Origin of the sequence: Companilactobacillus halodurans (assembly GCF_009600985.1) — a bacterium.
Lineage (GTDB): Bacteria > Bacillota > Bacilli > Lactobacillales > Lactobacillaceae > Companilactobacillus > Companilactobacillus halodurans.
This window is the reverse complement of record NZ_VDFP01000030.1, coordinates 1-22,380: the sequence shown is the minus strand read 5'-3', so window position 1 is coordinate 22,380 and position 22,380 is coordinate 1. Positions and strand designations below refer to the sequence as shown.

Genomic DNA, 22,380 nt, shown 5'->3' with positions numbered 1-22,380 from the left:
TAAACTACAAAACTCCACGGGAACTATTCACTAGTTTCTGTGGAGTTTAGAAATGTACTTTTCTGGTACTGATATATTTCGTATTTATTTTTGGACAAGTGGCTAACTTGTTCTTGTAATTTTCGATTTTTATAAATTGTATAAAATTCTATAGTTATAAAGCGTTGCAAGAGACATTTTTCCTTGCAAATAATGGCACTTTATTTAAAGTACATGGAGCATTGAAAGATGATTCAGGTGAAATCGATTTTACTAATAGTATTGACTGGGATAAAATTTAAATATAGGTATGCTATCAAATTAAAAAAATCAAGTAAAGCAAATTAAAAGACGGTTTTAACGAGGTAATAAAGAAATCAGTAATTAATCCTTATGATCCCCACGGATAATTTTGAAAAGTTATTTCCTCCAGAAGATCAACTTTATTCAAGAAGGTTGAACATCCAACATAGAATAATCTATTCAATCGATGACAAAACGCGAACGGTCCATTTCTATTCTGCTTGATACTATTACGAGTAAAAACAACTAAATAAAAAGTATAATAATAACCTCAAATTGAGCTCTAATTGTTCAATTTGGGGTTATTTTAGAGTACTGGTTTATTTACATATTTTTTGCAAGTAACCAGCATAAGCAAGATAAAATTCAGTTGGTACTATTAAATTATAACTTTTTCAAGCCTTTACGTTGTTCTTCGTCAATCATATGCGTATATAAACTAGTTGCTCCTGTACTATTTTGTCCCAATTGTGTAGCAACTAATTGTTCATTTTTAGTGGCTAAATAGAGTTTTGAAGCTAATGTATGGCGCAATTTATGTGGCGTGATACGTACTTTAAAGGCTGCTGAATATTTAGCGACCATTTTTTCCATCGTGTTAGCTTGCATACGTGATGCTTTGCCTCGATAAACGGTTAAAAAGAGGGCACGTTCACCAGATGTTGGATGGTACAATTCTGTCCTTTTTGAAAAGTAGTTTTCAATATAAGGCAATGTCCAAGGTGCAATCTGGACGATATCTTTTTGACCACCTTTGCGAATAACGCCAATCGTACCTGTTTTTAAATTCAATTGTCGAACGTCAGCATTTGCTGCTTCAGAAACTCGTAAACCACTGCCTAATAGCAGAGCATTGATTGCTAAATCACGGATTTTATCACGTAAAAAGTAGCGTTTCTGCGTTGGTGTTAATTTTTCTTCATATTTTTCATTGATAAAGGCCAAGTATTTATGATCTGTGTCACCAAGCATCAATTTTGTTTTCAAATTTGCTGCTCTGGTAGCAAAGGTCTCATTAGTTCTTACTAAAGCAATCTTATGCATGACATTTCGATCAAAATAGGCTTCACCGTTTTCATCTTCGGTATCTTCTGTTAAATATTTAAAAAGTGACGAGAGGGCATTTAATGAACGATTAATGGTGGGGTGAGTACGACTTCCTCCAGAACCAGCTTCCTTAATTTGATTGAGGAGGGCAGATTTATATAATTCTACAGTCTCTTTTTTTAAATGCTCTAATAACGATAACGGAATGTCGGCTTGTCGGGGGACAGAAGTGATTCCTTCACTAATTAGCCAGTTGAAGAAACGACGAAACTCGGTTAAATATTGATATAAAGTTGCAGGTGAAAGAGGGACGGTTGATTTAGCTTGATAGTATTCTTTAACGAACCAGGGTGCTTGTGATAATTCATTTTCAATTAATTTTAAATAATGTTGCTTGTCCATAATCAAAATCTCCAAACGTACGTTCTTGTTAGTTAATATGATACCGAGATATAAATGTTCTTGCAACTGTTTATATTACTTTCTTTAAAATACTAGTTTTAATGAAAGTACTCATTAACAACTCAGTGAGGAGATACACCTTACCGTTTAAATCAACTAATCATATATTGCGTGTAAATCTATTTTTTAAAGTAAATGGTACAATTTGAGCATCATTTCAGTAAACTTCGTTAAAATATTGGTCAAATTGGCTTTAAATCAGCGTTTTTGGCTAATTGAAGGATTTTGAATCGTCAGCAAATAAACATAAATATTTAAAACAAATAAATCAATTCACTTAAAAAGTCTATAAATGCTGATTTAACAGTATTTATAGACTTTTAACAGACTTAATTATGAATAATATATGATTTAATTTAACTAAATAATTCAATTATAGCTATCTTAAATTCATTCTCCAAAGTTCATAACTTAGACGTTAATTCTATGGACGACTTCATTAAATAAATGGATAGTTCTTCGTCAAAATTAATCTGACAACGCCTAATTCTTGGAGACATTTCGATTGACGGTGTCTAAATTTTATTTGCTAACTTAAAAAGTCCCAATTAAATATTTAAGTCTTCATGTATAAGTCTTTATGTAATAGACATAATATATTTATTATAAATTAATGTAAATTCAGCGACAGGGTAATTTTTAACCTAGTTAAATCATTGATACTTATCTAAGGTTACATAATATGTATTATATGAAGTTAACTATTTTCTTTAGATTTAACCAGTTTCCTCAAATACTTCAAAACATCATCTTTATATGAGTATTTTTTTATTACCGAATTTAATGCATCATTGTTGTGCGTAAATGCTTTACCATCTGTAAAGATTTTTTTATACAAATCAAAAAATGGCAAATCATTTTCTTGAGCAAATTCTAATTCAGCATCTATTGAATAATTTACTTTACGAAAATCAATTCCACCATAACCAGTACTGTCCAAAGTTAAAATCGTGTACTGAGCGCGTCTGTCAGCACTGAATTTACTCCATGCTGTGTATGGTTGTCCAACTGAGCCTGGATTGATAACTAATTGATCTTTTCTGCTAGTTCTGAATACTTGATGATGTGTATGGCCATATATCGCAATATCATGATTTTTCTTAAATAAAAGTTGATCAAAGTTTTGCTGTTTCTCATATGGTAAAAGTTCATGACCAAAGTCTTTATCTGGATAATTATGTGATAACAAAATATTGAGATTATTCAGTGTAAATTCTTCAGAGATTGGCCATTGCTTCATTTGTCGCAAATACTTATTATCAATATGATTAAAAATGTATTTGAGCAATTCAACAATGTATGTGGTTTGTGGTTCATTAAAGTATTGTTTGCTGATAGCTAAGACATCTTCAAACAAAAAATCGTCCCAATTTCCGCGAATAAAATGAGTCGTATTGACTGAATTTAAGAGTTCAAGGATTGAATTGGTGCCAGGTCCTGGCATTAATAAATCGCCTAGAAACCAGTATTCGGTAACTTTTTGCTTTTTTGCATCCTTAATGACTTGGTCAAGGGCGTTATAGTTTCCATGAATGTCTGAAATTAGTGCTATTTTTTTCATTTTTTGCCCCTTTTTGTTTGGTTGTGTTTTTTTTGATAATGTTTTCGTAAAACATTTAATTTTATTTATTTTTTCAAATAAATAACTTATTGCATTTGATGACTATTGCTGATTTATCGACCTATCTTGTTTGAAATCATATTTTGGGGTTTTATTTTAATAGACGTATTCGTAAAGCATTTATTATATCCATCTTCCCAATAAAAAAAGCAGCATCGTTAAATTTATGTTTTCGATGCTCCTATTATTTTACGCTTCTTTTTAAGAATTCTGGCTAACCTTTTGGAATTCCTTAATTTCATTAATAAAGTCTGTCCCATATTGCTCTAATTTAACTTTCCCTACTCCACTGACAGCTAAGAACTCTTTTTCATCAGTTGGCAAACGAACTGACATATCCTTCAATGTTTTATCGGAAAAGATCATAAATGGTGGCAAGGCTTGTTTTCTGGCAAATTCCAGACGCAAAGCTCGTAATTTTTCAAATAGATCAACGTCGAAACTTCCATCTGCAACCATTGGTTTAACTGCTTTAACAGACATAGCTTCTTTGCGACGCGTGACATTTAACTTGCCCTGCACTACTTCTTTTCCCTTTGCTGACAACAAGAGAATTGGGTATTTTCCGCCACTGCTTCTTAAAAAGCCATTCGCAGTTAAAAAGTCTATTAATCGACTAGTTTCCTTTAAGGTCTTGTCATTAAAAATCCCAAAGGTCGGCAATTCTTCAAAATGACGCCAGTCATTGGCCATATCATCTTTGCCAACTAAAACTCTCGTGATTACTTTTTTTCCATAACGTTGCTTCATTCTAACGATACAACTCAAAGCCTTTTGAGCATCAGCTGTAACGTCGACTATTTCACGATTATCTAAGCAGTTTGAACAACGGCCGCAGTCACTGGTCCCGGTCTCACCAAAATAATCCAAGATAAATTTCATCAGACAAGTTTCTGTTTCAGCATAGCGACTGATTTCAAAAAGTTTATTTTTCAAGCTCAGTTTATATTGCTCATCGCCTTGGGATTTATCAATAAAGAATTGATGCAAGCGTAAATCAACTGGTGCATACAATAAAATTGCCTCTGCAGGAAGCCCATCACGTCCCGCACGACCAACTTCTTGATAGTAGCTCTCAATTGTACCAGGAACTGTAAAATGAAGCACATAGCGGACGTTAGTCTTATTAATGCCCATTCCAAAGGCATTAGTAGCTACTATGACATTGATACGGTCAAATAAGAAGTCTTCTTGCTGCTGGTGACGTTCTTTATCGCTTAATCCAGCATGATAACGTCCCACTTTGACGCCATTTTTTTGTAAGAAACTATAAATATTATCGACATCTTCACGACGTCCGGCATAAATTATGCCAGATTCATCGATATGCGATTTCACATAATTCAAAATAAAAGCTGGCTTATCAATGCCTCGTTCAATCTTTAAAGTTAAATTATTACGATCAAAGCCAGTTTTAACAATATTTTCAGCTGGTATATCTAAAATATCAGCCAAGTCATTTTGAACTTGCTGAGTTGCTGTTGCCGTTAAGGCTAACCAAGCTGGTTTTCCAGGAAGCTGTTTCAAAGGTTTAATCATTTTTAAATAACTATCGCGAAAATCATGCCCCCAAGAGGATAGAACGTGAGCCTCATCAATTGCCACTAAAGATATATTTAAGGCTGAAAGCCAGCTATAAAACTCTTCATCGACAATCTTTTCCGGTGCCACAAATAATAATTTAACGGCGCCACTTTCGATATAACGCATCCGTTCCTCACGGTCATGCCATTCAACCGTACTATTCAAAAAAGTTGCGGGAATACCAACTTCATTCAAGCTATCGACCTGATCTTTCATTAAAGAAATCAAGGGTGATACGACAAGCGTTAAGCCATCAAAAATAACCGCTGGCAATTGATAACAAATCGATTTACCTCCACCAGTTGGCATGATGCCCATAGCCTTTTGTCCAGCCAAGACCTTCTCAATCAGCTCTTTTTGTCCTGGGCGAAAAGTATCGTAACCAAAATTTTCTTTCAAAATAGCTTCTAAATCCAAGGCAAATTACTCCTCATTTGAAATTATATAAATCAAGCATAGCACAGACTTTTTAACAGATAAATCGTTTCTGATACATCCCTCGACCATAAATCAAATTACGTAAATCAATTTGCCTTCAATTAATTTTTTTCTAAATCAAGTAAATCGTTCTTCATTGCTAGGCCGCCTCGAAAACCACCCAATTGATGATTCTTAGTTAAAACCCGATGGCAAGGTACAACCATTAAAATTGGGTTCTTACCAATTGCCGTCCCCACTGCTCGATATGCTTTAGGCCGATCGATAGCTTCAGCGATCTCACTATACGTCCTGACCTTTCCATAAGGAATCTCTCTTAATGCCTGCCAAACCTTTTGTTGAAAGTCAGTCCCCGAAATATCAGTCTTTAAAGTGAATTGTTTCCTATCTCCTTTTAGATATTCATCAATTTGCTTTTGATAAGGCTGCACCTGACTAACCTGATCAATTAATTTCACATTAGGATAAAAGCTTTGCAATTCTGCTAATCCTTTATCTCTTGAACCGACAAAGGACAGTCCTGAGTCAGTTGCAGCAATCACATAATGATAGCCTTGCATCAAAAATTCATGATAAAACATAATAATCACATCCCTTAATTAAGTGTTTCTAGTATAACTAGTCTAAAAACGAATCACAAACTAGTTTTACTTTTGTACTATTATTTCAATTTATTACGTATTTCTTAAGTTATATTGTAATTTTATTACACAGGTTATATGATGTGTTTGTAAGTTAAGCGCTTTCATGATTATAAAGGAGGGACATTATAAAATTGTTAGGATTTTCGTTTTATCTAGATCATACCCTCGATCAAGATGATAAAAATTACATCGAGAGTATGAAGCAACACCATTTTAATGAAATATTTACTTCGTTACATATTCCTGAGGAAAATCAAGCACTCTATACTAAACGATTGCAAGATTTACTAAAGGTAGCCAAGAAAAATGACTTGAAAGTCTTCGTCGATATCGATCAAAATTCACTAGCTAACTTACCTAATGAATTAGATGGTTTTTACTTACGTCTTGACGATGGCTTCAGCAACCAAGATATTGCAGAGATGTCACAAACTAATCCTCTAGCCTTAAATGCTAGTACCTTAACCAAAGATGACATCAAGGAATTACAGAAATACCAAGCTGATTTTAAGAATATTGAGGCTTGGCATAACTTTTATCCTCGTCCAGAAACTGGATTGGATTTTCAGTGGTTCTTAAAAAAGAATCAATGGTTCAAAAGTCTTGGTATTACTACTCAAGCCTTTATCCCAGGCGATGAGAAATTACGTGGTCCAATCAACGCTGGTCTTCCAACCCTTGAAGATCAACGAAATAATGACCGTCTAGCTTCAGCAATCCAGTTAACACAAGCAAACGTAGACAAAGTCTTTATTGGCGATCCACGACTTAGTTTGACTTACCAAGAAGAATTTGCTGATTACTTCAATAATAATGTCTTAGATTTGACTTTAAAAGCTAATGACAATATTCCTCAGGACTTGCTGAATCAAATTTTACATAATCGTCCTGATCCAGCCGCAAAGGTCGTTCGGGTTCTCGAAAGTCGACAGATGAATCAAAGAAATCAAACTTTGATTGCACCAAATAACAACATCCCTCGTAACATTGGCTCTATTACAATTGACAATCAAGCCTATGGTCGTTACATGGGAGAAGTCCAACTGACTAAAACTGACTTGCCTTTAGATAAGAAAGTTAATGTTATCGGACACTTAGATACTAACTCGATTCAATTATTACCATATATCACCGCTAATTCAGCTTTTAAACTAATTCCAAAGGAGTAAATCATGGATTTAACTAAATTAAGTACCGAAACTAGAAATCCTAATAGCATGTTACTCGACACCATGTCGGTATCAGAGATTGTTACCTTAATGAATCGCGAGGATCAGTCAGTCCCTGAAAAAATTCACGAAAAAATTCCTCAAATAAGTTCCGCGATTGAAAAAGTTATTCAGCAATTTAAGCTTGGTGGACGCTTAATCTATCTTGGTGCTGGTACAAGTGGCCGTTTAGGCGTCTTAGATGCAGCTGAATGCGTTCCTACCTTTGGGACCAATCCAGAACTGGTTCAAGGTTTGATTGCGGGAGGACAAAGTGCCATGACCGTGGCAGTTGAAGGTGCCGAAGATTCATTAACGTTAGCTAAAGAAGATTTGACCAAATTACATTTAACTAAAGATGACAGCGTCGTTGGCTTAGCAGCTAGTGGTCGTACACCTTATGTCATCGGTGCCTTAAAATATGCCAATGAAATCGGTGCTGCTACTATCAGTATTGCTTGCAACGAAAATGCCGAAATATCAAAGTTTTCGCAATATCCGATTGAAGTCGTCACAGGACCTGAAGTATTGACCGGCTCGACTCGACTCAAAGCTGGCACCGCACAAAAATTGATTCTAAACATGATTTCAACTACTTCAATGATCAAATTAGGCAAAGTCTATCAAAATTTAATGATTGACGTTAAGCCTACTAATGAAAAACTAATTGAGCGTGCTAAAAGAATCATTATGCAAGCGACTGACTGCGATTATCAAACTGCCGAAAAGAACTTTTTAGCAGCTGGTCAAGATGTCAAAATTGCTATCATCATGATTTTAACTGGTGTCGATAAACAAGCAGCAGAGAAAAATTTGCAAAAGAATGCTGGTTTTGTAAGAAAAGCCATGAAGGAGGATTAAATAATGGCTGAGAAAAAAGAAGAACGTCTAGCTCGTGAGATTTATGCTGGCGTTGGTGGACCACAAAATGTTGAAAAATTAATTCATTGTATGACTCGTGTACGTATGACGATTAGAGACGATGATAAAGTTGATATTGAAAAATTGAAGTCAATCGATGGCGTCTTAGGCGTCGTTCAAGAAGATACCTTGCAAATCGTCGTTGGACCTGGCTTAGTCAACAAGGTCGCTCAAGTGATGATTGACCAAGTTGGCGTCAAATTAGGCCAAGAATTCCCAACTGATCTGGGTGAAAAAAACCAAGCAAAAACTGACTCGGGTCTGACGGAACACCAAAAGGCTAAGGCTGAGGTCACTGAAAAAGCTGCTGAATACAAAGCTGAACAAAAAAAGAAGATTAAGCCTTCCAAAACTAAAGCCGTTCTAAAGTCTATTTCTAATATCTTTGTTCCCTTGATTCCTGCTTTCGTTGGTGCTGGTTTAATTGGTGGTATTGCCGCCGTCTTATCGAATATGTTAGTCGCTGGCGATATCAGTAAGAGTTGGAACGAATTCATCACGGTTTTAAATGTTATCAAAAATGGTGTCTTTGCCTACTTAGCAATTTATGTTGGTATCAATTCTGCTGAGGAATTTGGTGCTACTCCAGGTCTTGGTGGTGTCATCGGTGCTGTTACCTTGCTTTCTGGTGTCGACCCTAAGACTCCTTTGCAAAATATCTTCAATGGTCAAGCTTTAGCAGCTGGCCAAGGCGGTATCATCGGAGTTATTTTCAGTGTTTGGATCTTAGCATTAATTGAAAAGAGATTGCATAAGATCATCCCTGATTCAATCGATATCATTGTCACTCCTACACTGGCTTTACTAGCTGTCGGTGTTTTCACTATCTTTATCGTTATGCCTATTGCTGGTGTTGTTTCCGATTCATTAGTAGGTTCCATCATGTGGGTCTTAAAAGTCGGTGGAGCATTTTCTGGCTTTATCTTGGGACTATTCTTCTTACCAATGGTTATGTTAGGGCTGCACCAAATCCTGACTCCAATTCATATTGAAATGATCGATAAAACAGGTTCAACCCTTCTATTACCTATTTTAGCTATGGCTGGTGCTGGACAAGTCGGTGCTGCTTTAGCTCTTTGGCTACGTTGTCGTAAGAACAAGAAGTTAACTAATATGATTAAAGGTGCTTTACCCGTTGGTTTCTTAGGTATCGGTGAACCTTTGATCTATGGTGTTACCTTGCCACTTGGTCGTCCATTTATCACAGCCTGTATCGGTGGTGGTATTGGCGGTGCTGTCGTCGGTGCCTTTGGAAACGTCGGTGCAATTGCCATTGGACCTTCAGGTGTTGCTTTGATTCCTTTGATTACTAATGGTCATGTCTTAGGTTATATCTTTGGTTTATTAGCTGCTTACATTGGTGGATTCGTAGCTACTTACTTCTTTGGCGTTCCTAACGATGCCAAAAAGGCAACTGAATTAAATTAATGGAAAGCTTAATCTTTTCCATCAAACAAAAATTGCCTGAACTCACTAAGACGGAACAAAGAATCGCTAATTTCATCATTGAACATCCTAATGAAGTAACGACAATGAGCGTTCAAGATCTTAGTGAATTGATTCCCACCAGTTCCGCTTCAATCGTGCGTTTCAGTAAAATATTTTGTCAGTCAGGCGGTTTCTCGGAATTGAAAATGAAATTATCTGCTGAGGGCGATTTAGATAAAGAAATCTATCAAGAAATTGCGCCTGATGATTCCATTACCGATTTAAAAAAGAAATTATCGTTTCGAATCAATCAGACTATTTTGCAAACCAATACTAAACTGACCGACCAAGCCTTAAAAGATGCTATTAAGATTCTTAAGGAAAAGAGTCTTATCGTAAGCTTTGGTATTGGTGCTTCTCATATTACTGCTGAAGATTTTCAACAAAAGTTTTTCCGGATTGGTAAAACTGTTATCACCAACAGCGACCACCATGTAATCAGCACTATTTTATTAGCCCAAAAAGAACAGGCTGCTTTATTGGTCGTTTCAAATTCCGGTGAAACTAAAGAAGCGATTGAAATAGCTCAACTTGCAAAACAAAACAAAATCCCTATAATTGTATTAACACATAATTATGTAAGCGCATTAGCAAAACTTGCGACGGTGATTTTAATCCAGGACGATAGTACTGAAAATAGCTCTTTACGTAGTGCTGCTACGACTTCTTTGATTGCTCAGTTTTATGCAATCGACTTGTTATACTACAGCTACTTCAAATTGGATTTTTCGAAACATGTTAAAGAAATCATTACGTCACAAAAGTATATTGCTAAGGACTTTAAGGAGGAAGATTAGATATGGGGCTATTTTCTAAAAAGAAAATTGATAAGTTTGTTGCACCAGCGACTGGTAAATTGGTTCATCTTGAAAAAGTACATGACCCAGTTTTCTCGGAAAAATTAATGGGTGACGGTTTTGCTATCGAACCATCTAGTAATGAAATCGTAGCACCGATTGACGGAACGATTGGGACTGTCTTTCCCACTAAGCACGCTTTGATGATTACTTCAAAACACGGTCTAGAGGTAATGCTTCATTTAGGAATCGATACAGTCGATTTAAAGGGTATTCCCTTTGAGGCTTTCGTAAAAGAAGGCGATGTTGTCTCTGCCGGTCAAAAATTGATGACCATGGACTTAGAAAAGGTAAAGGCTGCTAAGAAAGAAACCTCAATCATGACAGTCATTACTAATTCTGATGCTGTGAAGGAAATGGGGACCTTCGATGAGCAAAATGTTCAAGCAGGCGATCCTGCTTTAGAAGTCAATGTTAATTAATAAGAATAACTAAATAGAAAGTGGGACATAACATAATCAGCTTTCGAGCATTAAGACAAATAGCCCCTGGTAATCACTTTTATTACCAGAGGCTATTTTTTAAGCACAAAAAGCTATGTTCACGTGTTTATGCTGCAAATTTAGGAGAAAAATAGTTATATCTCAAACTTATTTTTAATTTTGTGCGTCTATTTAAGTAAATGTATAATATATCAAAGGAGGTTTTATCATGGTCAAAATACCTTTTTTAACTGGCTTTGAAGCATACCTAAAAACAAGACATATCTCTAAAAAAGCTCACACTGAATATCTCAATTCTTTGACCGACTTTTTTAACTATACGATTCAACACAACACTGACTATAAAATCTCTGAGGATATTAAAGACGTTCACGAAATGGATGTCCGTCTCTTTAAAAATTTTATGCTCGATAATTTAAAATTAAGTCCTAGCACCATCAATAAAGTCATCAGCAACCTCAATGTTTACTTCAAATATCTCTTCAGCGTCAAAAAAACACCCGAGATACCGACTTTGAATATCAATAGTGTCGCAGTTAGGCCACAGTCAGATTTCCCTGTACAGGTCTTTTTAAGGCTTCCAGAATATCTCAAAGCCGACCTCAGCATTTACACCCGCTTATTGATTTTGATTGTTTCCAAAGGCTTTAATTATAAGGAAGCGATGGAAGCTGATTTTTATCAAAAATTTGAACAACTGAATTTCGACAAAGAAGAGTCGCAATTTTTGAATCTTTATAAAAATTATATCCAGCCCTATCGTGATTTCTGGGATAACGACAACCTCTTTTTAAGCCGTAATAAAGCTGCCAATACGCCCCTTTTGACTGTCACTGCCTTACATCGTGACTTGAAGCGTGATAGCGATTCAACCGGGCTTGATCTAGCACCAAAAAAACTTTACACAACCTTTATCTTATTAGCTTTAAGTACTAACGTTCTTTCAAAAGACCAACAACGTGCTTTAGATGCTCTGGATACGCCATCATTGATGTACTATCGCCGTCTCAAGCGTGAGACCAATTTCGATATCTAGGAGGCTAATAAAATTATGAAAAATATTGCTGTTTATTGTGGTGCTGCACCGGGAAATAATCCAGCTTATCAAATTGGAGCCGAAAAACTCGGTCACTGGATGGCTGAAAATAACTATGGATTGACTTACGGTGGTGGAAAATACGGTTTGATGGGCGTTATTGCTGATAGCGTCTTAGAAAATCACGGCTTCGTTCATGGCATCATTACCCAAGAACTGCATGATAGAAAATTGATGCACCCTAACCTGACAAAAACCGATATCGTTAAAACTATGTCAAAAAGAAAACAAGCCATGTTAGACGATTCAATAGCTAATATTGCCTTGCCAGGTGGCCCAGGGACTTTAGAAGAAATCTCTGGTGCGTTTTCTTGGACGATTTTAGGCGATAGTAAGAATCCTTGTATTTTTTATAACATCGATCACTATTATGACAAATTGGCTAGTTTCTTCGACTCAATGACCCAAGAAGGATTCATGGAAGCACCTACTCGAAAAACCTTGCTGTTTAGCGATTCTTTGACGGAGATCGGTGCCTTTATCAACTCCTATACACCTCCAAATTTACGGATTTATCGTAATAAATAAGAAAGCTTTTTTCTTTCATATAAATTCAAAAGGAGGTATATTCTACTCGTCAGATAGATAGAGTATCTGACAAAAATTACTCCTTAGATAAGCATTACAAAATATGATTTTCTCATTAACACCACGTTACAAATAAATACCCTCCCAATTTATATAATTAAAGCCAATTAAACTTATAAACTCTCTGATATAAAAAAAACACGCTGGATTTTTTCCAACGTGTTTTTATTTTCTATTTTCTATTTTCTATTTAATAAAGGCTGTAATAACACCAGCGACGACAACTAAAACCAATCCAGCAATGACCATTGCCATTTCCTTCTTAGTTTTTCTTTCATGAAGAATGTAGACACCACCAAGTGTTGCGATGATAACGTTCATTTGTGAAAGTGTAAATCCAGTGGCTAAACCGTTTACATCCTTGCGTGAAGAAATTAAATAAGTTAAAGCACCAAAGGCAAATACCACACCACTAATAATATTTAAATAAGTGGATTTTGTATGGTATGGCTTAGATTCACGATTAGATTTAGTAAGAAAGGCAAAAATTGTACTGACAGTTGCCATTCCTAGAGCTTGTGGTAAGAAGGCTTGGAAACCATCAACAGTAACTGCTTGTGGGAATGCTGAATAACCAACATAACCGATCGTAGCAATCAAGACTAATATAATACCTTTAACAACATTTGATTCGCTTTCAGTTTCTTTCTTTTCACTATAAGTAGTTAAGTAAACACCGATAATGATTAAAACAATAGCGAAGAAACCAATGGCCTTTGCCATAATTCCTGGCCATTCTCCTAAGACGATAACTCCCCAAAGTGAAGTACCGATCAATTGGAAACCAGTTGAAACTGGCATTGTTCTTGAAACACCCATTTCAGCAAAGGCGTAGAAGACTAAACATTGAGCAATGGATTGACTAGCACCTGACAAGTATGTGAAAAGAAAATCCTTTCCACCGATTAGAGGCGTTTGCATAAAAAGTGCTACAACAACAGCTGCTAACAACGTACCGTACGTTGCACCAATGATTTGGTTGACTGGCTTTCCGCCGAATTTACCAGTTAAGACTGGGAAGAAACCCCAACCAATCATTGGCATTAAGCCAATTAAAATATTAATTGCGTTCATTACAATAAAACTCCCTTTTTTGGATAACACGCGATTATCCCATGAATACCAATTACATATCATAGTCTGTAATTTGGCGACTAGGACATTATAGCAAAAAAGCGAATTCGTTTTCAAGAAAACGAATTCATTTTTTTAAATATATTTATTTATTTCCTGAATATAAGCACTTACATAATTATTATATTTAATATTACTTATTTTTAAATGTAAAAATCAACTTTTTCTTAAGACAGAGCCGATAACATGGTTATCTTCTATTTACGATATTACTTCAAAATTTTTAATTTATTTATACTTAAAAGTACGAACAAATCCTTAAAAAACCGTTATTAAATCACTCCATCAATAATTGTTCAGACACTATTTTCAAGCTATTTTCATTTATTTTTAAATTGTCGACTTTAATTTTTAATATAAATTCAATCTAAATTTATCGATACGCAAAAAAGTCTGCTGAATGAAATAAAACTTTTATTCAGCAGACTTTTTAAACTATATAATTTATTTTTGACTATTTCTCAATAGTTTGATTCAAATAATAATTAAATTAAAATTTTGCGTCCAATGGAGGAACAACTTGCTTTTTACGTGAAACGACACCTGGCAATGAAGCTTTATTATCTTCGACCTTAGTATTCAAAGCAGCTTCAAAAGTCTTAACAGCACTGTCATCACCAATGATGATACCTGTTGTATCGCTTGTCAAAATGTTAGTAATCAAAAGCACGAACAAGTTATAGCCTTGCTTGTCGCTTTCAGCTTTAATATCTTTAACGAAATCACTTTCGCGTTTCAAAGTATCATTGATATCAACTGTATTTACTTGAGCAATACGTACACTGTTGCCATTCATGTCAAAACTCTTGGCATCCATATCGATCAATTCTTGTGTTGATTTGCTGTCTAGGTTTGTACCGGCTTTAAGCATTTCCAAACCATATGTTTCATAATCGATGCCAGCAGTCTTTGCAAGGCTCTTCAAGGCAGCTTTATCTTCGTCAGTAGTTGTAGGTGATTTCAACAACAATGTATCAGAAATGATTGATGAAGCCATCAAAGCAGCAATTTTAGCAGGTACTTCAACATCGTTTTCGTTGTACATCTTCCAAATAATTGTACTTACACAACCAAGTGGTTCAGCACGATAGTACAATGGCAATTTTGTTTCAAAGTTAGCGATTCTGTGGTGATCTACAACGTGTGTGATTTGAACATCGTCAATATCAGGAACGCTTTGTTGTTTTTCGTTGTGATCAACGAGCATAACTTTCTTAACTTCACCATTGATGGCTGAGATGATACGTGGATATTTAGCATCAAAGTGGTTATAACCAAACTTTGTTTCCAAGTTTGGTTCGCCTAAAGCAACAGCTTCAGTGTTATAACCTAATTGATTTTGCAAATATGAATAAGCAACTGCTGCTGAAACAGCATCTGTATCAGGATTTTTGTGTCCAAAAACTAATTCTTTTTCCTTTGGCATGTGTACTATACCCCTTTATATAATTTATCTTGAAGATTTGAGACGATCGATATAACTCATCTCATTTAAGAAATTATCCCATTCTGTCAAGAATTCTTGAATCCGTGGTATCTTTTCTTTATCTTCTCGATATACAAATGATAAATCACTTGATATGGCTGGTTCAAGTGGTGTTTGATAAAGTTTAAACATCTCTTGATGAGCAATGCAAAAGCTTAACGGTAAAATCGTATAAACATCGTCTGATTCTTGAGCAAACTTCAAGAGTTGATAAGGGGATGAAAATCTAGCAATGACCTTAGGGTCATCTACTAAAGCATCCCTGAATCTCTCTCTCAACAATTCTGCAAAGTAATATGTCTCCAAATAAGTTGCCCAAGGTTTAGCGATGGCATCCTTATAACGGACAGATTTTTTCTTGTTAAGTTTTTCATCGCCATGAATCAACATAATATTATCACTGAAAATCTTCTTCGACTTATAAATTTTCCAACTCTTAATATTCTTATCAGGTAAATACATAATTGCTAAATCAATTTGATTATTTTGAATATTGTCCCAGAGTTCTTTTCTCGTCAAAAGATTCAAATCAATGATGACATTTGGATTGATTCGATTATATTCAACAATAAAATCTTCAATGACCATCGACTCAGCCGTCGATAATAAACCAATACTTATTGTACCAGTTTTTTCCGATGACTCTTGTTGAATTTGGTCAGTGACGCCATTGATCAGATCAAAAATCTGATGGGTCGTTTTTAAAAGCGACGTCCCAGCATCGGTCAAATAAATCTTTTTGCCAACGCTGTAAAACAATGGTGCTCCCACGACTTTTTCAATTTTTTTGATTTGTTGCGTCAAAGCTGGTTGAGTAATCCCCAGCAATTGTGCTGTCTTCGTGTAACTCATATTTTTAGTCAATTCATCAAAGTAATTCAATGCTTTGGAACTAAAGACTCTTCTCGATTTTTCGTCCAGCAATAAAAGAATCCTCCTAAGTATTTGTGAAAGTAAAAATTAATATATTCAATAAGATAATCATACTATATAAAGTTAAACTATGCTGTTGATATTACTTCTTTTCAGCAATTTTTTTCACAAATCTGATTGGTTCGCCATCGCTCTTCGGATCCATAACAAATGATCCATTTGAATATCGATCAGTACTTTGGTGACTTGCTCGATCAATTTTAATTTCGTTATTAGAATCAGTCACAATTGAAATTTCCTCTTGATTCAAAAGATTCGTTACTAAACAAATTCGATGTGGCTGACGTTTCAATTCACGCAAGGTCAAAACTCCACGACGAGCTCGACTAGTTACCGGAATTTCTGACAATTTCATCTGTTTGTATGAACCACGTTGCGTCAAAATAACTATCTTCTCATTTTCATCTTGGCTCAAGAAATAACCAGCTAATTCATCATCATCTTTTAGACTGACGAATTTAACGCCAATAGCCTTGCCACTGACTTCTGGTACTTCGCTGACAGGAAAGGCTGAAGCGTATGAATTTTTGGTAAAGACATAAATCAAATCTAAAGAATCAGGTTCAACATAGTAAACATCTAAGACTCGAGCCCCATCAGTCTTTAATTTGGCATATTTTGAAGCTCGAGATTTATAAGTCCGACCTGGCAACAAATCTTTGAAAGAAACTTGCTTAACATAATTTTCACTCGTACCAATCAAGAAATTACCAGTCTCTTTTAAATCTTTAAAGACAAAGGTCCTTAAAATCGATTCATCGCTATCTAAGCCGATTACTTGCGACAAATGAGATCCAGTATCTTTCCAACGACTATCTTCAATTTCAAAGACTTGTCGATAAATCAGATTTCCTTTATCGGTAAAGATAAAGACATGATCTAAGGTATTGACATTTTCATCTGCAATTGGATAATCGGCATCTTTTAAGCCATTATCATCCGCAGTCGATGCTTGATAAGAACGAAGACTGCTGCGTTTAACATAGCCGTCATGGCTGACCAATAAACGAACATCCTCACTGGCAACTAAGACGCTTGTATCGACTTCAATCTCTGAAACCTTATCTTCAATCTTAGTACGACGACTATCGCCATAATTCTTACGAACTTCTAGCAATTCTTTTTTAATAACTGACATTAAAGTCTTAGGGTCACTAATAATTTTATCAAGTTTTTTAATTTGTTGTTTTAATTCTTTATCTTCTTTTTCCAAGTCAGTTACATCGGTATTAGTTAAACGATATAACTGCAATGAAACAATAGCCTCAGCTTGTTCGTCGCTGAATTGATAATTTTTAATCAAATTATTCTTAGCATCAGATTTATTCTTACTGCTACGAATAGTCTTAATTACCTTATCAAGAATCGAAAGGGCCTTGATTAAGCCTTCAACGATGTGCAAACGCTTCTTAGCTTTAGTCCGATCGAACTTGCTGCGACGTAAGACGACGTCTTTTTGATGTTCCAGGTATTCCTTCAGGATTTGAACCAAACCGACCTGCTGAGGACGCATGTCAGCAATGGCAACCATGTTAAAGTTATAAGAAACTTGTAAATCAGTATTTTTAAACAAGTAATTTAAAATACCATTAGCATCGACATCACGCTTTAATTCAACTACGATCGACAAACCTTGACGGTCACTTTCATCACGAACTTCTGCAATGCCATCGACTTTCTTTAAGACTCTAACTTCATCCATTTTCTTGACTAACTGGGCTTTGTTCACTTCATAAGGTATCTCGGTAATCACAATTTGTGATTTATGACCACGCAATTCTTCGATAGAAGTCTTGGAACGTAAGTAAACTTTACCTCGTCCAGTCTTATAAGCATCCCTGATACCTGATTTACCTTGCAAGATACCGCCGGTTGGGAAATCTGGCCCTTTAACGATTTGCATTAATTCGTCTAAGGTAATATCCGGTTTTTCAATCATTTTGATAGTTGCATCGATAACTTCAGTCAAGTTGTGTGGTGGAATCTCCGTTGCATAACCCGCTGAAATACCAGTTGCACCGTTGACCAAAAGATTAGGAAATCTAGCAGGAAGAACCTTAGGTTCTTTTTGCGTGTCATCGAAATTCCACTCTTCGTCAACTGTATCTTTATTGATATCACGCAACATTTCCGCCGAAATCTTGCTCAAACGAGCTTCAGTATAACGCATCGCAGCTGGTGGATCGCCATCCATTGAACCATTGTTACCGTGCATTTCAATTAGCGGTTCACGTAATTTCCAATCTTGAGATAGTCGAACCATTGCCTCATAAATAGACGAATCACCATGAGGGTGAAAGTTACCCATGACATTTCCGACACCCTTCGCAGATTTACGAAAACCCTTGTCATAAGTATTGCCATCAAGAAACATCGAATACAGAATTCTTCGCTGAACCGGTTTTAAACCGTCACGAATATCAGGTAAAGCTCTTTCTTGAATAATTGATTTTGAATATCTCGCAAATCGATCTCCCATGATTTTTTCGAGCGAGATATCTTGAATTTTAGGAGAATTTTCAGTCACTATTTATCACCTATTCCTTATTCAATAAATCGTCAACGATTTTTTTATCGATTGGATCAGTCTCTTCAACGTTTTCCAAGATATGGTCTCCTTCTTCGGTACCGTTGAAACGAACATTGCTTTCAATCCAATCACGCCTTGGTTTTACCTTATCGCCCATTAATGTAGTTACACGACGTTCTGCTAAGGCAGCATCATCAATGTTAACTCTGATTAAGATACGATTCTTTGGATCCATAGTTGTCTTCCAAAGTTGGTCAGCATTCATTTCACCAAGTCCTTTGAATCGTTGCAATTCATAACCTTTGCCCATTTTATCGATAGCTTCTTGCAACTCATCAGGAGTCCAAGCATATTCGATCTTTGTTTTAGCACCTTTACCCTTTTGCAATTTGTAAAGTGGCGATAGGGCAATATAAACATGTCCTGCCTCAACTAGCGGTCTCATATAACGATAAAAGAAAGTCAAAAGTAAAATTTGAATATGGGAACCATCATCATCGGCATCGGTCATAATAATAATTTTATCGTAATTACGATCTTCCAATTTGAAATCTGCTCCAACGCCTGCACCAATTGTGTAGATCATGGTATTGATTTCTTCGTTTTTATAAATATCTTCAAGTTTAGCCTTTTGAGTATTCAAGACTTTTCCACGTAATGGCAAAATAGCTTGGAACTTGCGATCACGTCCCTGCTTAGCAGAACCACCAGCAGAATCACCTTCGACTAGGAACAATTCGTTTTTAGCAGCATTCTTCGATTGAGCAGGCGTCAGCTTACCAGATAATAAACCATCGCCCTTTTTGCTCTTCTTGCCATTACGAGTACTCTCACGAGCTTTTCTGGCTGCATTTCGAGCTTCACGAGCTCTTAAGGCTTTTTTAACTAATGTCTGAGCCTGCTCGCCATTTTCCATCAAGTAAAAACTCATTTGTTCATAAACTAATTGGTCAACTGCACCACGTGCTTGTGGAGTTCCCAGTTTTCCTTTAGTTTGACCTTCGAATTGTAAAATCTCTTCAGGAATACGAACAGAGATAATTGCTGACAAGCCTTCACGAACATCGCTACCTTCAAGGTTCTTGCTATTTTCTTTTAACAAGCCGACCTTTCGAGCGTAATCATTGAAAGCCTTTGTCAAACCTGACTTCATTCCGGCTTCATGCGTCCCACCATCAGCAGTCCGAACATTGTTGACGAATGAAATAATGTTTTCGGAATAACCGTCATTGTATTGACCAGAAAATTCAATTTCGATTTCAGAATTGGTACCTTCGATATAAAAGATTCCACCGAGAGTATCTTTTCCTTCGTTGAGATACTTAACAAAAGATTGGATTCCATCTTCGTAATGGAAAACATCCTCGCGAACTTCTTCACCACGTTTATCCGTAATAGTGAATTTAACACCCTTGAGCAAAAAGGCTGATTCTCTAAGTCTTTCTGCTAATGTGTCGTAATTAAATTTAATTGTTTGGAAAATTGAGGCGTCGGGCTTGAAACTAATCGTTGTTCCGCTGCCCTCTTTTGTGGAACCCGTCTTTTTAAGAGTCCCAACTGGATGACCACCATTTTCAAAGCGTTCTTGATAAACTTTGTGATCACGAACAACACGAACTGTCATCCATTCAGACAAAGCGTTAACAACTGATGAACCAACACCGTGCAATCCACCGGAAGTTTTATAGCTGTTCTCAGAGAACTTACCTCCAGCGTGCAGCACTGTCAAAATAACCTCAATCGTTGGTTTTCCAGAAGCATGCATCCCTGTTGGCATCCCACGTCCGTGGTCAACTACAGTAACGCTGCTATCTTTGTTGATTGTCACATTGATTTCCTTACCAAAACCGGATAAGGCCTCATCAACTGCGTTATCAACAATTTCATAGACCAAGTGATGTAGTCCGCGTGTATCAGTGGACCCAATGTACATACCAGGTCTTTTCCGTACGGCTTCTAATCCTTCAAGGATTTGAATCGACGAATCATCATAAGATGACTTTGGCATTTATATCATTCCTTTTTCATTTAATGCTAATTCAATATTCTAATATTATAACACTATTCACGATATACGAATATGTGTTCGTATTCAAGAGAAATCTTTTATTTTTCCCCGAAATAGTGGATAATGTCTAGGTTGGTATTTATAATTTTATTTAAAACACCATAGAGTTACAATATACCAAAAAATAAAGCTGAGAGAGTGATTTTTTAATGAAACTTCTCATTTGTGCAATTTTGGCCTATCTAATTGGGTCATTTCCAACCGCTTATCTTGTCGGAAAAACTTTTTTCCATAAAAATATTTTTGATTACGGCAGCGGTAATGTTGGAACTACAAATGCTTACCGAGTCTTCGGAAAATTTGCCGGGACTGTTGTTTTGATTATCGATATCTTAAAAGGAACTTTAGGCGCCTTGATGCCAGTCTTCTTTAATTTGGATCGGCATTGGGTCTTATTTGTCGGCATCTGTGCCGTAATTGGACACTGCTATTCAATTTTCTTGAAATTCAGAGGTGGCAAAGCGGTCGCTACTAGTGCTGGGATTCTTTTAGCCTACAATCCACTTTTATTTACCCTCTGTTTTATCTTTTTAGCAGCCATCGTCTATACAACTAGTATGGTCAGCGTTGCCAGTTTAACGACCGTCTTATTTTTTGCCATTGCTAGTCTCTTTTTGCATGACTGGATTTTGACGACCGTCGCTGTTATTGTTACTATCATCGTTTATTTCCGCCATATTCCTAACATCAAGCGCCTACTTAAAGGTCAAGAAAATTTAGTTCCGATTGGATTACGATACAAAAAGCAACAACGTGAAAAAAGTAAATAACCAATTAAAAGGCTGAGAAGAAATTCTCAGTCTTTTTTTAACTTAAGGAAATGTTTTTGGTGTTAGAATGTATGCGATTACTATTCAACATACTTACTTTCAATGAATCACGGACAATTAAATATCTTGGGAGGATTTATTATGAAAACAACTAAACTGGTAGTTGGAATTTTGATGATTGTCTTGTCTTTTATCATTGGTTTTCAAGGTATGGCCGCCGGCATTCTCAACGCCTTTGCTGATAAAGGCGCAACTAGCGGCAGTGCTGGTATTTTAATGGCAATTGCTTATATGGTCTCAGGAATTGTTTACTTAGCCACCCAAAGCAAACAAGGCTTAGGAGGAGACATTGCCAATGCAATAATCTTAGGATTGTTTGGATTTATCGCCATTTTTAACGCTAACAAACTTTTTGGCGATTTGATAGTCTGGATCATATTGGGATTCTTAATCGGATTTGGATTTTTAATTTGGCATGTGATTAAAAATAAATCGATTCAAAAAAAGGTTCAAAATACTTCGCAACAAAATAATTTTTCCATGCAAAATCAATCGAGCCATTACCCTTCACGAGCACAGTATCGAGCAATGCATCGCCATTAGAACGCTAAAAGAGCCATAATACCTATTTAAAGGATATTATGGCTCTTTTATTGGCTGTACGATAAATAAAGTTGATAGGTATTTTGCCATCAACTTTATTTTTGTATACCATTTATTAGTAATAACCATTTAAGAACACCAAAAAAGGACACCATTCATGCCCTTTAGATGTTCGAC

18 protein-coding genes are annotated in these 22,380 nt (G+C 35.9%); 9 read left to right on the top strand and 9 right to left on the bottom strand.

Features of this window, described 5'->3' with window-relative positions; translation table 11 throughout:
• Positions 1-666: 666 nt before the first annotated feature.
• The 4 genes from xerS to FHL06_RS11230 all read right to left on the bottom strand — a co-directional run bounded on the left by xerS (position 667) and on the right by FHL06_RS11230 (position 6,015).
• The gene (gene xerS, locus FHL06_RS11245; protein ID WP_153386616.1) at positions 667-1,731 is read right to left on the bottom strand and encodes a tyrosine recombinase XerS; all 1,065 of its coding nucleotides are present in this window, start codon (positions 1,729-1,731) and stop codon (positions 667-669) included.
• Positions 1,732-2,488: 757 nt separating this feature from the next.
• Positions 2,489-3,352, bottom strand: coding sequence for a metallophosphoesterase family protein (locus FHL06_RS11240; protein ID WP_153386614.1), 864 nt, complete (start codon positions 3,350-3,352; stop codon positions 2,489-2,491).
• Positions 3,353-3,613: 261 nt separating this feature from the next.
• Entirely contained in the window at positions 3,614-5,413 is a 1,800-nt protein-coding gene (gene recQ / locus FHL06_RS11235; protein ID WP_153386612.1) for a DNA helicase RecQ, read from the bottom strand.
• 122 nt (positions 5,414-5,535) lie between these two features.
• Positions 5,536-6,015 carry a methylated-DNA--[protein]-cysteine S-methyltransferase gene (locus FHL06_RS11230; RefSeq protein WP_153386610.1) on the bottom strand — a complete coding sequence of 160 codons (480 nt, stop codon included), beginning with the start codon at positions 6,013-6,015 and terminating at the stop codon, positions 5,536-5,538.
• Positions 6,016-6,209: 194 nt separating this feature from the next.
• On the opposite strand from FHL06_RS11230, the gene FHL06_RS11225 reads away from it, so the two are divergent.
• The 7 genes from FHL06_RS11225 (at position 6,210) to FHL06_RS11195 (ending at position 12,619) form a co-directional block, all read left to right on the top strand.
• Positions 6,210-7,247, top strand: coding sequence for a MupG family TIM beta-alpha barrel fold protein (locus tag FHL06_RS11225; RefSeq protein WP_153386608.1), 1,038 nt, complete (start codon positions 6,210-6,212; stop codon positions 7,245-7,247).
• Between the two features lie 3 nt (positions 7,248-7,250).
• A complete protein-coding gene (gene murQ / locus FHL06_RS11220) occupies positions 7,251-8,147 on the top strand; it encodes an N-acetylmuramic acid 6-phosphate etherase (RefSeq protein ID WP_153386606.1) in 897 nt (298 codons plus the stop codon).
• A gap of 3 nt (positions 8,148-8,150) precedes the next feature.
• Positions 8,151-9,635 carry a PTS transporter subunit EIIC gene (locus tag FHL06_RS11215; RefSeq protein WP_153386604.1) on the top strand — a complete coding sequence of 495 codons (1,485 nt, stop codon included), beginning with the start codon at positions 8,151-8,153 and terminating at the stop codon, positions 9,633-9,635.
• Positions 9,635-10,492: a MurR/RpiR family transcriptional regulator gene (locus FHL06_RS11210; RefSeq protein ID WP_153386602.1), complete on the top strand. Its 858-nt coding sequence runs from the start codon at positions 9,635-9,637 to the stop codon at positions 10,490-10,492. The genes FHL06_RS11215 and FHL06_RS11210 overlap by 1 nt, the downstream gene beginning before the upstream one ends.
• 2 nt (positions 10,493-10,494) lie before the next feature.
• Positions 10,495-10,974, top strand: a complete 480-nt coding sequence (locus FHL06_RS11205) for a PTS sugar transporter subunit IIA (protein WP_153386600.1) — start codon at positions 10,495-10,497, stop codon at positions 10,972-10,974.
• 229 nt (positions 10,975-11,203) lie between these two features.
• Positions 11,204-12,031 (top strand): phage integrase N-terminal SAM-like domain-containing protein, encoded by an 828-nt coding sequence (locus FHL06_RS11200; protein ID WP_153386598.1) that lies wholly within the window; start codon positions 11,204-11,206, stop codon positions 12,029-12,031.
• 15 nt (positions 12,032-12,046) lie between these two features.
• The gene (locus FHL06_RS11195; RefSeq protein ID WP_153386596.1) at positions 12,047-12,619 is read left to right on the top strand and encodes an LOG family protein; all 573 of its coding nucleotides are present in this window, start codon (positions 12,047-12,049) and stop codon (positions 12,617-12,619) included.
• A 246-nt stretch (positions 12,620-12,865) separates the two neighbouring features.
• Here the strand turns inward: FHL06_RS11195 and rbsU are convergent, their stop codons facing one another.
• The 5 genes from rbsU to parE form a co-directional block, all read right to left on the bottom strand.
• On the bottom strand, positions 12,866-13,753 hold the full coding sequence (gene rbsU / locus FHL06_RS11190; protein WP_153386594.1) for a ribose/proton symporter RbsU: 888 nt from the start codon (positions 13,751-13,753) through the stop codon (positions 12,866-12,868).
• 550 nt (positions 13,754-14,303) lie between these two features.
• Complete coding sequence (locus tag FHL06_RS11185; protein WP_153386592.1) at positions 14,304-15,239, bottom strand: manganese-dependent inorganic pyrophosphatase; 936 nt, start codon at positions 15,237-15,239, stop codon at positions 14,304-14,306.
• 24 nt (positions 15,240-15,263) lie between these two features.
• A complete protein-coding gene (locus FHL06_RS11180; RefSeq protein WP_420360970.1) occupies positions 15,264-16,220 on the bottom strand; it encodes a LysR family transcriptional regulator in 957 nt (318 codons plus the stop codon).
• Positions 16,221-16,314: 94 nt separating this feature from the next.
• Complete coding sequence (gene parC / locus FHL06_RS11175; protein WP_337692555.1) at positions 16,315-18,759, bottom strand: DNA topoisomerase IV subunit A; 2,445 nt, start codon at positions 18,757-18,759, stop codon at positions 16,315-16,317.
• A 10-nt stretch (positions 18,760-18,769) separates the two neighbouring features.
• Positions 18,770-20,770, bottom strand: a complete 2,001-nt coding sequence (gene parE, locus FHL06_RS11170; protein WP_153386588.1) for a DNA topoisomerase IV subunit B — start codon at positions 20,768-20,770, stop codon at positions 18,770-18,772.
• A 209-nt stretch (positions 20,771-20,979) separates the two neighbouring features.
• Between parE and plsY the strand changes: the two genes are divergently transcribed.
• The gene (plsY, locus tag FHL06_RS11165; protein ID WP_153386586.1) at positions 20,980-21,600 is read left to right on the top strand and encodes a glycerol-3-phosphate 1-O-acyltransferase PlsY; all 621 of its coding nucleotides are present in this window, start codon (positions 20,980-20,982) and stop codon (positions 21,598-21,600) included.
• 141 nt (positions 21,601-21,741) lie between these two features.
• Positions 21,742-22,203 (top strand): hypothetical protein, encoded by a 462-nt coding sequence (locus FHL06_RS11160; protein ID WP_192917966.1) that lies wholly within the window; start codon positions 21,742-21,744, stop codon positions 22,201-22,203.
• The last annotated feature ends 177 nt before the right edge of the window (positions 22,204-22,380 follow it).